Annotated in this window: 11 protein-coding genes and 1 pseudogene; 5 read left to right on the plus strand and 7 right to left on the minus strand. The window is 63.0% G+C overall.

The annotated features are described in order from the left end of the window. Positions 1–104: 104 nt before the first annotated feature. Both G3N93_RS21050 and G3N93_RS21055 read left to right on the plus strand, forming a co-directional pair. A pseudogene (locus G3N93_RS21050) lies at positions 105–527 on the plus strand (hypothetical protein); the annotation flags it as partial. A 121-nt stretch (positions 528–648) separates the two neighbouring features. Then, positions 649–1,524 (plus strand): arylamine N-acetyltransferase, encoded by an 876-nt coding sequence (locus G3N93_RS21055; RefSeq protein ID WP_206133861.1) that lies wholly within the window; start codon positions 649–651, stop codon positions 1,522–1,524. Positions 1,525–1,897: 373 nt separating this feature from the next. Here G3N93_RS21055 and G3N93_RS21060 read toward each other — a convergent pair whose 3' ends face one another. The 3 genes from G3N93_RS21060 to G3N93_RS21070 all read right to left on the minus strand — a co-directional run bounded on the left by G3N93_RS21060 (position 1,898) and on the right by G3N93_RS21070 (position 5,826). After that, a complete protein-coding gene (locus tag G3N93_RS21060; protein WP_174937686.1) occupies positions 1,898–2,347 on the minus strand; it encodes a hypothetical protein in 450 nt (149 codons plus the stop codon). A 102-nt stretch (positions 2,348–2,449) separates the two neighbouring features. Beyond that, the gene (locus G3N93_RS21065) at positions 2,450–4,216 is read right to left on the minus strand and encodes a hypothetical protein (protein ID WP_206133862.1); all 1,767 of its coding nucleotides are present in this window, start codon (positions 4,214–4,216) and stop codon (positions 2,450–2,452) included. 176 nt (positions 4,217–4,392) lie between these two features. Further along, on the minus strand, positions 4,393–5,826 hold the full coding sequence (locus tag G3N93_RS21070; protein WP_206133863.1) for a hypothetical protein: 1,434 nt from the start codon (positions 5,824–5,826) through the stop codon (positions 4,393–4,395). Between the two features lie 348 nt (positions 5,827–6,174). Between G3N93_RS21070 and G3N93_RS21075 the strand changes: the two genes are divergently transcribed. From G3N93_RS21075 to G3N93_RS21085, 3 genes are read left to right on the plus strand one after another with little or no spacing between them, the layout of a single operon-like run. Then, a complete protein-coding gene (locus G3N93_RS21075; protein WP_089475130.1) occupies positions 6,175–6,351 on the plus strand; it encodes a ribbon-helix-helix domain-containing protein in 177 nt (58 codons plus the stop codon). 1 nt (position 6,352) lies between these two features. Then, entirely contained in the window at positions 6,353–6,703 is a 351-nt protein-coding gene (locus tag G3N93_RS21080; RefSeq protein WP_174937679.1) for a glyoxalase/bleomycin resistance/extradiol dioxygenase family protein, read from the plus strand. A 7-nt stretch (positions 6,704–6,710) separates the two neighbouring features. Continuing rightward, on the plus strand, positions 6,711–7,580 hold the full coding sequence (locus G3N93_RS21085) for a class I SAM-dependent methyltransferase (protein ID WP_206133864.1): 870 nt from the start codon (positions 6,711–6,713) through the stop codon (positions 7,578–7,580). Positions 7,581–7,611: 31 nt separating this feature from the next. Here the strand turns inward: G3N93_RS21085 and G3N93_RS21090 are convergent, their stop codons facing one another. From G3N93_RS21090 to G3N93_RS21105, 4 genes are all read right to left on the minus strand, one after another. After that, positions 7,612–12,453, minus strand: coding sequence for an NAD-glutamate dehydrogenase (locus G3N93_RS21090; protein WP_174981972.1), 4,842 nt, complete (start codon positions 12,451–12,453; stop codon positions 7,612–7,614). A gap of 148 nt (positions 12,454–12,601) precedes the next feature. After that, complete coding sequence (locus tag G3N93_RS21095) at positions 12,602–12,823, minus strand: hypothetical protein (RefSeq protein ID WP_174981970.1); 222 nt, start codon at positions 12,821–12,823, stop codon at positions 12,602–12,604. A gap of 377 nt (positions 12,824–13,200) precedes the next feature. Beyond that, positions 13,201–13,389 carry a 4-oxalocrotonate tautomerase gene (locus G3N93_RS21100; RefSeq protein ID WP_069251875.1) on the minus strand — a complete coding sequence of 63 codons (189 nt, stop codon included), beginning with the start codon at positions 13,387–13,389 and terminating at the stop codon, positions 13,201–13,203. Positions 13,390–13,440: 51 nt separating this feature from the next. After that, positions 13,441–14,217: a class II aldolase/adducin family protein gene (locus tag G3N93_RS21105; protein ID WP_206133865.1), complete on the minus strand. Its 777-nt coding sequence runs from the start codon at positions 14,215–14,217 to the stop codon at positions 13,441–13,443. Between the last annotated feature and the right edge of the window lie 36 nt (positions 14,218–14,253).

The raw sequence follows: 14,253 nt of genomic DNA on the forward strand, positions 1-14,253 counted from the left end.
GTGTACTGCTGCGTGTGTATTGTCTGGTTTTTTTTGTTGTAGTGACCCTGCCCCCACCGTGATCTACACGCTGGCGCTCACTCTTTCCCTACACGGCGCGCTTCCGATCGGCCGCGAGCCAGCTGACCGGCGGCGATGCGCTGACGCCGGCCGCACTGTCGCAGATGGGTGGCGCGCAGCAATCGGTGTCGCAGGCGCTCGGCCAGGCATTTGCGAGCGGTGGCGCGACGCACGGGCCGATCGACAAGCAGGCGTTCAGCAACGGCCTCGCGTCGCTCGGGCAGGGGCTCACGCAGTATTCGCAACTTCAGTCGGGGCTCGGCAATCTCGGCTCGACGAGCGCGGCGTCGCTGTTGCAGTCGGGCCTGAATCCGCAGAACATGCAGGCTGCGTCGTATATCGCGCAAAGCGCGCCGGGCCAGTTGCAGTCGCTCGCGACGACCCTCAGCCAGGCCGTGCAGTTTGCGACGAGCCAGGGCATTTCGGTGCCGTCGGTCGCATCGTCCGCGCTGAAGCTGCTGCCGTAACGTTGCGCGGGGCCGCGCGCGATGCGGTGCCGGCAGCGCGCGCGACGCGAAGATGGCCCCGCCCAACATGGGGATTCCGCACGATGCTATCGTGGCGTGTCCCTTTTTTCGGTGCAGGTTCATGACAGACACGTTTGACCTCTCGCGCTATTTCTCCCGCATCGGCTACGACGGCCCGGTCGAGCCGACGCTCGACGTGCTGCGCCAGCTGCATCTGCTGCACCCGCAGGCGATTCCGTTCGAAAACCTCAATCCGCTGACCGGCGCGCGCGTCGCGCTCGACCTGCCTTCGATCGTCGACAAGGTGCTCGCGCATCGCCGCGGCGGCTACTGCTTCGAACTCAACAAGCTGTTCTACACCGCGCTCACGACGATCGGCTTTCGCGTGACGCCGATGATCGCGCGCGTGCGCTGGATGCAGCCGCCGGAAGCCGCCACCGCGCATACGCACATGCTGCTGCGCATCGATCTCGATGGCGCGGCCTGGCTCGCGGACATCGGCTTCGGCAGCGCGACGCTCACCGCGCCGCTGCGTTTCGTGCCGGACGAGCGGCAACTGACGCCGCACGGCGTGTTCCGCGTCGTCGCCGCGCCGGTCGACGGTGAATTCGACATGCAGATCGAGACGCCCGACGGCTGGCAGACCACCTATCGCTTCCAGCCGAAGCGGGTCGAGTGGATCGATTACGACGCCGCGAACTGGTTCACGTCGACATATCCCGAATCGATCTTCCTGCATAACCTGATCGCCTGCCGCGTGCTGCCGGACGGCCGTGCGGCGCTGCGCAACACCACGCTGACGATTCGCGACGCGGCGGGCGTCGGGCGCACCGTCACGTTCGACGATGCGGCAGCATGGGGCGAGTGCCTGCGCGACACGATCGGCATCGACACGACGGGATTCGATCTCGACGCGCTGTTCGCGCGGCTGGCGGCGCGCAGCGCGGCGTCAGACGAGCGCGGTCCGGTGACGAACGGGCAGGCTGCCGCGCGCTGAAGGTAGCGGGGCGATTGCGCGGCAACCGTCCCCAGGGCTACTTCATCTTGCTGCGGCTGCGCACGACCGCGGCCGGTCGCTTCTGCGTGAGACGGTGCAGTGGCGTCGTGACCATCGCGGCGATCGCAAGCGCGAGGAGCGCGCAGCGAGCGGGGTCAGCACCTGCACCGACACGAAGCGGGCCAGCGCCGTCAATGCCGACGACACAGCAGCGTGCAGCCGAGGATCGCGCTCGTCAGGCCGGGGATGTGCGTAAACCACGTGATCGAGTGCCGCGCGGTGCTGTGCAACACCGCGCATGAGCCTGGAGGCAACGGGCACGGACGAGCATGTGTGTGCGCTCGATTCCGGCCGGTTGCCCCGTTTTGCCCGATCAGCGCTTGGCGTAGTCAGAATATACCGCCGTGATATGCGGATCAAACGATACATTCGTCTCGCCTATCTTCAGTTCGACAGAATACTGAACGTTTGTTCCTGTCCCGTGAATAACTGCAGTCCACCATTGGCCGTCATGCCCGGTTATCTGATGAGGCTGAAAATTCGTGAACGTGGTATTCACGTCCCCGGTAATTCCGGTAATGGAAACGCTCGGCTCCTGGCTGATTGAGTAAACGCGCCAGATAATGGTGTCCCCGTCCTGGCAGTACGTGAGCAATTCGTCAGTACCCTCGGTTTTGTAGTTTTGGGCGGCGGGGTAGGTGGTGTCGGAGTCGTCCGCCATATAGACGAAGTCGCCAACCCCTTTGTTTGCAATTTGCCCATCGTTTGCTTCGAGTGCACCAGTTGTATTTACCGCAACAAGTACATTGATGGTGTTGGACATGATGACCTCTTTGAGTAATAGCTAAATTTCCTGTCCATTATCAGGACAGGGTGAGAAATTATTGAAAGATTTTCCTGATGCCCGGCCGGAATCCAAAGGCGCTCATGGGCGGGCCAGGTAATTCATGAATCGGCGAAATTTGCTGTCATTCAGGGATTTGGTGTCCCACTCCGGCGCGGTCACGGGTGAATCAAGAAAGATGAAACTGAATCCGGACCCGGCCGCCTGGGCATTGCCGTGACAACCCATGCAGCCGCCCATGTTAAGACTGTTCCCGTTGTGTGCAACGTTGGTCAGGTTGCTTCCGCTTTTGGTGAAATCGGAAATGGTAAATTTTTTATTCCTGAAATCATCGAACTCTCCACTGAACCGCTGGAGGTTGTAGTCGGTTTCGATAACGCTATTGGCTTGATAGTAGGTCGATCGTGGGAATCGGTCGATTCCGGGAATCTTTTCTCCAAGCGGTGTGTTTTGAACGTTGATGAGCTTGTAGTACAGCCAGACGGGTGGCGACTTGAAATTCCTGGATGCTGCATATGACCGGATCTTGTCGTGAGCCAGCCTGTTCGTGTTTATTATTTCGTCGGGTATGTCATTTATTCTCTTGTTGACGAGAATTATCCCGCCATCGAGCAGGCCGGAACTGTGATCTTGGGTGTCTTTGATGTTCTGGTAGTAAAGCTGTTTGTTTGGTGTGGCAGGGTAACTTCCCGGACGCACGAATGTTTGGGTCGTTTTGGGGGTGGCGTTGTTGGAGATCACATTAGGCGTCATCGGTGTTGTGTTCTTCAATGCGCTCTTGTAATTTCCATCTTCATCTTCGACTGCATTCCCGGCGGCATCCGTTATATTGTCCGTCTGCTCGAAGGTCGTATAAATGAAATAGGGGGCGGATTTTGTCTTTCTGATAATGTGCAATCCGACGAGCCCCATGACTTCATCGGTGGCCTTGATGTGCTTTCCGTCGTCCTGGCTTTCGTAGTGACGCGTCAGGGCTGTATAAAAGCGTCCGGATTTTATTTCGTCAGGCGTCAATCTTCTCCATCCAGCCTTGATCTCGATGGAGTCTATCGGGAGGCTGACGCACCTGGCTTTGGAGGGATTGCCGTCGCAATTGGTGGAGCCGGCTATCGGGTCGCGTTTGTATTGTTTGACGAAATCGGCCGTCGCCTGGAATATGGTCGGGGTGGAGCCTGGCGGGTTCGACCATAATGGGTCGGGCGCTAGCGGATCCCACCACTTGTTTGCGGTAATGTACCTGTATTCATTTCTATTGGCTTTTGCCATGAAGAGAATCTGCGCATTTTTATCCAGCGGCACGCTCGACACGACGCCTGCATAAATTTTGTTCAGACCGATCTGGCTGTTCTCGTCGAGATTGATCCAGGGCGTCGGCCCGGTAGACGGGGCGACATTTCCTTGCCCATAGCTATAATTCGGCCTGTCATCGTAGCCATAATCGCTGGCGGCTCCTTTTGCAAAGGCCGCGGCATTGTCGGTCGGGAATATTTCAACTTTTCCGCGAAAAGTGTGCCAGACGAGCGGGTCTTTGTACTGGGGATCACCAAACGGCAAGCTCGTGTCAGGATAATCCCGCTTTTGATTATTGGTATCTTTGGCAAGTGCGGGCCAGTTCAGCGCAATGAACTGATTCCACGCAAAAGCGGCGGCCTGCTGCAATGTTGCGTGAGGCGCATCGGAGTTGTTGAGATCCTCGGGCAGCGACGAACTGATCTGGATCGGATTGCTCGCATCGTCACCAGGGGAACTGCTCATCCCGATGACTGGGTAAATCGTGAGCGACACGCCCCCTGCGATCAGCATCGCGGCGCGTAGTAAGCGGTCGCGGCATTTTCCAGGCTGCAACATATTATGTTCTCCTGATCGAGGATTCCTGGTTCCGATAGCGGTTTTCCAGAGGGCCGCAGGCAGATTCTCCATTGCATGCGGACGCTACGACTTCTCGCACGCCACGGTCCTGGGCCCTCGTTCCATTCCTGACGATCCCGAGTCACGCGAAATCGCTACCCGGCCCGTCCTGAAGACTATTCGTCGCCGGATCGGGTGACCGGCTTGCCGAGGTACGCCTTGACATCGTCAGCGGATGCCTTGGGAAACATCTTTTCGATGAGCTGCTGATTGGCTTTGTAGAAGTTTCTGATGCCGCCCGCGAGCTGAAGCGAATAGTCGAGAGATACACGGTGCACGTTGTCGCTCGCGGGCTGCGTCCCCTGCGGCGGCGGCGGTTCCGGCGGCATCCCCGGTCCGAATGGCGTCCCCGAGGGAATGTTGCGGAACCACCATGCAGTGACATAGTCGGATGCCCCCTTGGGCGGAATCAAGTCTGCACTCAACGGCCACTGGGAAGTCGAGTGACACGACATGCAAGCCGATCTCGGGTTGTCGACCGGACCGTTGAGTCGGTTCTGATAACCGTAATGGGGCAGCTTGACGTCCGGATTGAGCCAGGTCTGGGTCAGCTTGCCGGATCCCGTGTAACCGGGATCATTGCCCCACATGACACCGACGGGATAAACCTGCTCCCAATTCCTTAGCGGCTTCAGTTTCGGCCTCCCGTCGCCGACAGCGAGTTCCGAACTCCCCGACAGGTTCGTTTTCGGTGGCTTCGCGCCTCCGTAGACAAAGGTACCGAATACCCAGCCGGTGGCCGGTGAACGGTTGTCCTTCACCGCAATGTCGATCTGCAGCAAGCGAACCGTCGTGACGCAGCGCTTGCTATCCTGCGTCGGGTTTGGGTCGTGTACGTCACAATAAACGTAGGCCTTCCACTCGGGCGCGCCGGCGAGATAGGGAACCTCGTTAGGGGTGGCCGTCGTAAAAAGCAGCTTCCCCGAGACGGTTCCTTCAGGAAAGATTGCGGCATTCGGATCGGGCTTTCCATGATCTTTCCAGACCTTCCCGAACGTAACGCCGCCCGGCTCGTTGTAGAAGCCGACCGCGTAGTTATTCCAGTATGACTTTTGTGTTTTGGCGAGTTCGAGCGGTTCTGATACACGTTCTCGCGTCAATCCATGGATGAACTCACGCCCTTCCTTGCCGTGATCCTGCCAGGGAGCGTGATACCAGTTGCGCCTCGAATTGAGCGCTGGATCGAAATTGGATTCGCTTTCTGCGGGGTTCCCCCGGATATTTCCTTCGTAGAAATAGGTGAGAGCGGACAGGATGTAGCGTTTGGTGTCGGTAATCGGATCGTATTTAAGCCACGGCTTGTAATCTTTCTTCACGTCATCGGGGTAGTTCTGCGACAGCTTGAAAACGTGGCCCGGCCAGCCCGGCAAAGGGTTCATCAGGGCATCGCAGAATGGTGTCGACGGTGTGTCGCATTCGCCGCTGTCGACGCCTTTTGCATTCGCTGGCAGAGCGGTGCCGGTCACCGATGTGAAAGCGCCCGCGTATATCGCTGCTGCCGCCCAGCGGGAAACGCGCCAACCTGAGCTCGAGACATTGCTGGCATTCATGGAAACTCCGGGGCTGTATTGTTTAATTTTTTAACGACAAGCGTAATGGATCGGCGAAAATCGCAACATCGCACGTGACTGTGTCAACGAATGCCGGAATAGTTTGGAAAAACGCAAAACTCGAATTTCATTGAATTCAAATAAGGCCCATTCAGACTAGTTTGAGTATGAGCGCTTTACAACTATCATTTTTGGCAAAAAGGACGTCGATCGTTGAGTGTTATGAGAGGGAGTCCATATAGTGGGTCGCGGCGATTTAAATGGGTGTATGTGTTGTCGCGACCGCATCGGCCAAACCCGGCCGCCCAGGCAGTTGACTTTTGCTAGATTGCTAGCATACTAGCCATCATGACCGATGAAGAAGTGAAGCAATTCAATGTGTACCTGCCGCTGGGCCTGATCCGGCAGGTCAAGCATCGCGCCATCGAAACGGAGCAATCGCTGTCCGCGCTGGTGGCCGACGCATTGCGCGCGTACCTGGCTGCGCCGCCGCCGGGCGCGGGGCCGTCCACCAAGGAGGAGTGACATGTCATCCGAGCGAATCGAAGCCGTGTACCTGACGACGCACAACTGGGGCAAGTCGGCGAAGTTCTTCCAGGCGCTGGGTTTCACGCTGGAGTTCGAAACCGATCACCAGTCGGGCCAGCTGCGCAGCGGCGACGGCCCCTTTCTGTTCATCGCCGAAGTGCCGTCGAGCGAGACGCCGGACCTGCAGGTCGTGCTCAAGGTCGCGGATGAACAGGCGGTGCAGCCGCAGCCGATCGTCGACGTCGTCACGCCGTTCGAGGACACCCACTGGGGTACGCGCGACATGACCGTGCGCGATCCGGACGGCCGTGTATGGCGCCTGCAGGCGCCGGGCAAGCAGGGCGCGTGAGGCAGCCATGACCGAACCCCGCGAGAACGCTCCCGAAAACGCCCCCGACAGCACGGCCGCGCGTGTCGCGCTCTGGCGCGCACTGCACGTCGAACTCGACGCTCCGCCGGTGCTCGCCGACGAAGTCGGGCTGCAATTGCTCGCGCCGGAACTCGGCTGGCAGCAGCGCGGCGACATGGATCCGCAGTTCACGCGGCCGTTCCGTGCGTCGATCGTCGCGCGGGCGCGCTTCATCGAGGATTGGGTGGTCGAGCAGGCCGCGCGCGGCGTGAGCCAGTACGTGATCCTTGGCGCGGGCCTCGACAGCTTCGTGCAGCGCCGGCCCGACATGGCGTCGCGCGTGACCGTCTTCGAAGTCGACCCGCCCGCGCCACAGGCGTGGAAGCAGCGCCGCCTGGTCGAGCTCGGTTTCGGCGTGCCCGACTGGCTGCGTTTCGTGCCGGTCGATTTCGAGGCGAAACAGTCGTGGCGCGCAGCGCTCGTCGGTGCGGGCTTCGACGCCGGCAAGCCGGCGGTCGTGGTGTCCACCGGCGTCAGCATGTACCTGACGCACGAAGCGAATGCGGCCGCGTTGCGCGAAGTCGCGTCGCTCGCGCCGGGCTCGACGCTCGCGATGACGTTCCTGCTGCCGCTGGAAAATGCGGATCCGGATGTGCGCCCCGGGCTGGAAATGGCCGCGAAGGGCGCGCGCGCCAGCGGTACGCCGTTCATCAGCTTCTTCATGCCGGCGCAGATCCAGGCGCTCGCACGGGAGGCCGGCTTCGCGCACGCGGCACACGTATCGGCCGCCGATCTGACGCGCCGTTACTTCGCCGATCGCACCGACGGCCTGCGGCCGCCGAACAACGCGGAAGAACTGCTGGTCGCGACGGTCTGAGCCGTCGCGACCACCGCGACCACGCTGACCATCACGCCCGTTCGAGCACGGCCATTTCCCGCACGACCACGAGTAGCACCGCGAGGCTCGCGCCGCCCGATGCGCGCAGGTCCGCGAGCAGGTGCTCGTAGCGCACGAGCGCGGCTTCGCGGCGTTCGCGCCACGCACCGACGATCGTCTCCGGCGTCGTCGAATCCGGCGATTCCGCGAGCGCGCTCGTCGCGAGCGTGCGCTTGAGGCGCGCGACTTCCGCGAGCGCGGCGGCGCGCGCCAGCATGTCCCAGTGCGTCGGTGTCGGCAGCGTCGCCGCGCGCTCGCCGATCCAGCTGTAATTGAGCAGCGTGCCGAGCGAGAAATAGACGCCCGCGACGAGTTCGAGGCTGCGGTTGCTGGTCGCGGCCACTTCGGCGATGTCGAGCAGCGCGGCCGAGATGTCGCCGCTCGCGACGCGCACCGCAAGCGCGCTGTCGACGCCGGCTTCGACCAGCACGCGCTGCCGTTCGGACAGCGCGTCGAGATCGTCGGCCGGCAGCAGCGACGGCAGTTGCGGCGCAAGCCGCTCCGCCGCGTCGCGACAGCGCGCGATCAGCTCGGTGACGCCACCATCGGCCACCGCGCCGGATTGCAGATGCCGCAGGAACCACAGCGCCGCGCGCTCCAGCAGCCGCGCGACGTCGACGAACATGCGCGCCTGCACGTCGTCGGCGACGCGGTTGTCGAGCGCGTCGATGTCGCGCCACACCGCATCGAGGTCGAACACGTCGCGCGCCATGATGCACGCGCGCACGATGTCGCCGGGCTTCGCGTCGGTCTCCTCCATCAGCCGGTGCACGAACGCGCAGCCGACGCGGTTCACGAGTGCGTTGGTCAGGTGCGTCGCGAGAATCTCGCGGCGCAGCGGATGGCGGCGCATCGGCTCGCTGAAACGCTGCTGCAGCGGTTTCGGGAAGTAGTCGACGAGCATCGCGGCCACCAGCGGATCCTCGGGCACGTCGGATTCGAGCAGCGCGTCGTACAGCCACATCTTGCTGTACGCGAGCAGCACCGCGCGCTCCGGCGACGTGAGGCCGAGCTTCGCGGCCTGGCGTTCGGCCACTTCATCGTCGGTCGGCAGGAATTCGATCACGCGGTTCAGCCGGCCCGCGCGTTCGAGCCAGCGCATCAGGCGCGCCTCGGCGTCGAGCAGCTCGACCGCATAGCGGCCGGCGATCGACAGCGCCTGCGTCTGATAGTAGTTGTCGCGCAGCACGAGCAGCCCGACTTCGTCGGTCATCTCCGCGAGCAGCGCGTTGCGCTGCTTCTCGGTCATCTCGCCGTCGGACACGACGAGCCCGAGCAGGATCTTGATGTTGACTTCGTGATCCGAGCAATCGACACCGGCCGAGTTGTCGATCGCATCGGTGTTGATGCGGCCGCCGCGCTGCGCGAACTCGATCCGGCCGAACTGCGTGCAGCCGAGGTTGCCGCCTTCGCCGACCACCTTGCAGCGCAGGTCCGTGCCGTTCACGCGCACCGCGTCGTTCGCGCGGTCGCCGACCTGCAGGTGGGTTTCGCGCGCGGCCTTCACGTAGGTGCCGATGCCGCCGTTGTACAGCAGGTCGACCGGCGCCTGCAGGATCGCGCGGATCAGCTCGGCCGGCGGCAGCGCGTGCGCGTCGATGCCGAGCGCGGCCTGCACGGCCGGCGACAGCGGGATCGTCTTCGCGGTGCGCGGGTAGACGCCGCCGCCCGACGAGATCGACGCCGGATCGTAGTCGGCCCAGCTCGAGCGTTCGAGTGCGAACATGCGCGCGCGCTCCGCGAAGCTCGTCGCGGGATCGGGGTTCGGGTCGAGGAACACGTGCCGGTGATCGAACGCGGCGACGAGCCGGATATGCGGCGACAGCAGCATCCCGTTGCCGAACACGTCGCCCGACATGTCGCCGACGCCGACCACCGTGAAGTCGGTCGTCTGCGTATCGATGCCCATCTCGCGGAAGTGCCGCTTCACCGATTCCCACGCGCCGCGCGCGGTGATCGCCATCTTCTTGTGGTCGTAGCCGACCGAGCCGCCGGACGCGAATGCGTCGTCGAGCCAGAAGCCGTATTCGTGCGAGATCGCGTTCGCGTAGTCGGAGAAGGTGGCCGTGCCCTTGTCGGCGGCGACGACCAGGTACGGGTCATCCGGATCGTGACGCACGACGTCGGGCGGCGGCACGATCGCGTTGCTCACCAGGTTGTCGGTCAGGTCGAGCAGGCCGCGCAGGAAGGTCTGGTAGCACGCGATGCCTTCGCGCATCCACGCTTCGCGATCGCTCGGCGGCGGCGGGTTCTTCACGACGAAGCCGCCTTTCGAGCCAACCGGCACGATCACGACGTTCTTCACCATCTGCGCCTTCATCAGCCCGAGCACCTCGGTGCGGAAATCCTCGCGTCGATCCGACCAGCGCAGGCCGCCGCGCGCGACGCGTCCGCCGCGCAGGTGCACGCCTTCGACACGCGGCGAATACACCCAGATCTCGAACATCGGTTTCGGTTCGGGCAGGCCCGGCACTTTCGCCGGATTGAACTTGAACGACAGGTACGGTTTCGATTCGCCGTTCGCGTCGAGCAGGAAGTAGTTCGTGCGCTCGGTCGCATTGATCACGCCGAGGAACTGGCGCAGGATGCGGTCCTCGTCGAGGTTCGGCACCTGGTCGAGCGCGCCTTCGATCGCTTTCAGCAGCCGTTCGGCCTGCACGTCGCGCGTGTCGCCGGTGGCCGGGTCGAAACGCAGCAGGAACAGCTCGACGAGCTGCCGCGCGATCGCCGGGTTGCCGGTCAGCGCGCGCTCGATATACGCGTCGCTGAAGGTCGAGCCGACTTGCCGCAGATACTTCGCATACGCACGCAGGATCGTCACTTCGCGTGCGCTCAGGTGGGCGCGCAGCACGAGGCGGTTGAAGTCGTCGTTCTCGATCCGGCCGCTCCAGATCTGGTCGAACGCATCCTCGAACAGGCCCTTCACGCGTTCGATGTCGAACTCGGTGTCGTCGGCGAGTTCGAGACCGAAGTCGTGTACCCACGCATGTGCGGCATCCTGGGTCTGGATCCGGTACGGCCGCTCCTCGTCGACGCGCACGCCGAGATGCTCGAGCATCGGCAGGCTGCGCGACAGCGCGATCGGGTCCCCTGCTCGATAGACCTTGAAGCGGAACGCACGTGCCTCGGCCTCGATCGGCCGGTACAGGTTCATCGCGAGCTGCCCCGAATCCTTCACGCGCTCGATCAATTCGATGTCGCGCACGGCGGTGCGCGCCGGATAGTCGTCGCGATAGCCGGCCGGGAACGAGTCGGCGTAACGCTGCAGCAGGCGGTTGCCTTGCTCTTCGCCGAATGCGTCGAGCAGCGCGTCGGCGAGGTCGTCCTGCCAGCGGCGCGTGACCTGCACGAGCCGCGTTTCGAGCTCGCGCGTGTCGACGTCGGGCATCGTGCCCGGTTCCGCGTGCACGACGAAATGAATGCGTGCGATCGCCGATTCCGACAGCAGCGGCGTGAATTCGACGTTCACGCCGTTATACGCATCGACGAGCAGCTTCGCAATGCGCCGGCGCAGGTCGGTGTTGTACTTGTCGCGCGGCACGAACACGAGGCACGACACGAAGCGGTCGAAGCGGTCGCGGCGCACGAACAGGCGCGTGCGCTGGTGTTCCTGCAGCCGCAGGATGCCGAGCGCGATGTCGTAGAGCTGGTCTTCGTCGGCCTGGAACAGCTCGTCGCGCGGATAGGTTTCGAGCACCGTCACGAGCGACTTGCCGAGATGACCCTTCGGCAGGAAGCCCGCGCGCCGCACGATGTTCGCGCACTTGCGGCGCACGATCGGGATCTCGGCGCTCGACACCATGTAGGCGGTCGACGTGTAGAGCCCGATGAAGCGGCGCTCGCCGGCGACCTTGCCGTCGGGCCCGACGAGTTTCACGCCGACGTAGTCGAGATAGCCGGGCCGGTGCACGGTCGCGCGCGAGTTCGCCTTGGTCAGGAAGATCGGCCAGGAGCCGGTGATGATGTCGGCGGCGGCTTGCGGCAGAGGCGTGACGTCGGGTGCGCCCGACGTGCGCAGCGATTCGCGCAGGATGCCGAAGCCGGTGCCTTCGATGCCGCGCAGCCCGAAACCCGTGCCGTCCGATACCAGCGCATAGTCGCGCTGGCCGAGGAACGTGAAGTGATCGGCGGCCATCCATTCGAGGAATGCGCGCGCCTCGATGTCTTCCGCGGTCGATTCGCGCGCTTTCATTTCCTTGATCGTCGCGCGCGCGATGTCGACGATCTTCGGCCAGTCTTCCACCGACGCGCGCACGTCGCCGAGCACGTGCGCGATGTCGTTGCGTAACGTGTTGAGCAGCGCGGCATCGCCGCAGCGGTCGACTTCGAAATGGATGAACGACGCGAGCTGCGACTGGCCGTCGCCGGGCGTCGCGCCGCCCGCATCGACGCGCTCGATGCCGCCATCGCGACCGCGCCAGATGCGGAATACCGGGTGCAGTGCCGAATGCAGCGCGAGCCCGAGACGGTTGACGGCCATCGTCACCGAGTCGACGAGGAACGGCATGTCGTCGTTGACGATCTCGATGACCGTGTGGTCGGAGTGCCAGCCGTGCTGTTCGAGGATCGGGTTGTACACGCGCAGCCGTTCGCTGCCGGGCACGAATTTCTGGGCGGTCTGCCAGTGCGCCATCGCGGCGCCGTAGAGATCGGCGATGCTGCGGCTCTGCAGATCGTCCGCATCGACGAAATCGTAGTAATGACGCAGGAAGGGTTCGACGATCCGGAACGTGGCTTCGGGCAGGCGCCCGCGCGCGAATTCGACGACGTCCGAGAGCAGGTGTGCGACGACTTCCTCGTTCTTCGCTTCCATGGCGGTCTCCTCGTCGGGTGGCCATCGGCTGCTGCGTCTGTCCGGCATTATGCGCCGATTGCGTGACAAAGCGATGTGCGGGCGCACAACGACGGGCGGCCCGAGGAAGCCGCGTGCGGCGCCCGTCGCGGGCGCCGCAGCGTATGGTTCAGGTCAGTTCCGGTGGCTTCAGGTCGGGATGCCGTTTGTAGAGCGGGTTCATGAAATCAAGCAGCATCGTGTTCAACAGAGAAGAAACGAATTCTCGATAGGCAACGAATTCGGCATCCGGGCACGATGCTTTGACTGCCAGTAGAGAACGATCGAGATCAGCCCCCATTTGTAAGATCATATCGTTCAGGGCGGTTGCGACTTGCTTGTCGGTAATCATGTGTTCACCTGGTTAGCATCCTGCCAACGCGTTGCAACTGTTGACGCAGTTCCAGAATTTGAAGCCGACGTTGCCGGTTGGCAAAGTCATTGCAGAACACTTGGCTCGACACATTGCTCTCCATTGTGCGCAGGATTTGTTTCTGGGTTGAGGCGTCAAGCCTGGGTTCATTGCTGGCGGCAACACCGATGAACGGTGATTGGCTGGCTAGCGTGTCGAATGTGGCATCGTGATTTTTGTATTTCCTGGCGTCAATGTGAATATATCGGGATAACTAATTGATTAGAGCAGGCGACGGCGAAGGCGAACCTGCATCAGAGAAACGAAGGCTGCGCGCTATCGTGGTCCGGCGGCGCGCAGTCTAGATGAGGAGACGCTCAGCGCTCGTCGCTCCACAGCTTCCCAGCCGTCGCCCAGTTCTCCTTCTTCACGTCGGTGAGGATGATATCGACCGAGCCCGGCTCGCAGCCGAGCGTCTCGCACGTGACGCGCGTGATGGCTTCGACGAATTCGCGCTTCTGGTCGACGGTGCGGCCTTCGAAGAGCTGGATATTGAAAGTCGGCATGAAGGAATGCTCCGATGGTTGGGGTGAATGATTCGTTGCGAGCCGGCGGCGTCAGTCGCGATACGTCGGATCGATCCGGTCGAGCCGGCGCAGCAGCGCCGGCCATTCCAGTTCGCCCTCGATCGCGCCGCCGTCGCGCAGCTGTTCGGCGGTGCGGTCGGCGATGGCCGGATCGGGCAGCACGAGCGGCCCGCCGCCGGCCTGCGCGCGCACCTGGATATCGCACGCCTTGATCAGCGTATCCATCAGCACATAGGCTTCGGCCACGGTGCGGCCGACCGTCAGCGTGCCGTGATTGCGCAGGAGCATCGCGGATTTCGCGCCGAGGCTCGCGGTCAGCCGCGCGCCTTCGGCCGGCGAGAACGCGAGCGCCTCGTAGTCGTGGTACGCGAGGTCGCCATGAAAGCGCAGCGCATGCTGCGACGCGGGCAGCAGCCCGTCGCGCTGGATCGACACGGCGATGCCGGCCGTATTGTGCAGATGCATCACGCACACGGCGTCGGCGCGCTCGGCGTGCACGGCCGCGTGCAGCGCGAAGCCCGTCACGTTGACCGCATGCTCGCTGTCACCGATCCGGTTGCCGGCCAGGTCGATCTTCACGAGATTCGACGCGCGGACTTCGTCGAACGTGAGGCCGAACGGGTTGATCAGGAAGTGACCGGGCTCGCCGGGCACGGTCGCGGAAAGGTGCGTGTAGATCAGGTCGTCCCAGCCGTTCAGCGCGACGAGCCGGTACGCGGCGGCGAGGTCGACGCGCATGTGGCGTTCGGCGTCCGAGATCGGGCCGCCGGGTTTCACGGCATCAGGACGGTGTGCGAATGACGACATCGGGTTCTCCGAGGGTGAAGCGGCGCGCAACGATCA

This window comes from Burkholderia sp. Se-20378, assembly GCF_017104665.1.
GTDB classification, from domain to species: Bacteria; Pseudomonadota; Gammaproteobacteria; order Burkholderiales; family Burkholderiaceae; genus Burkholderia; species Burkholderia lata.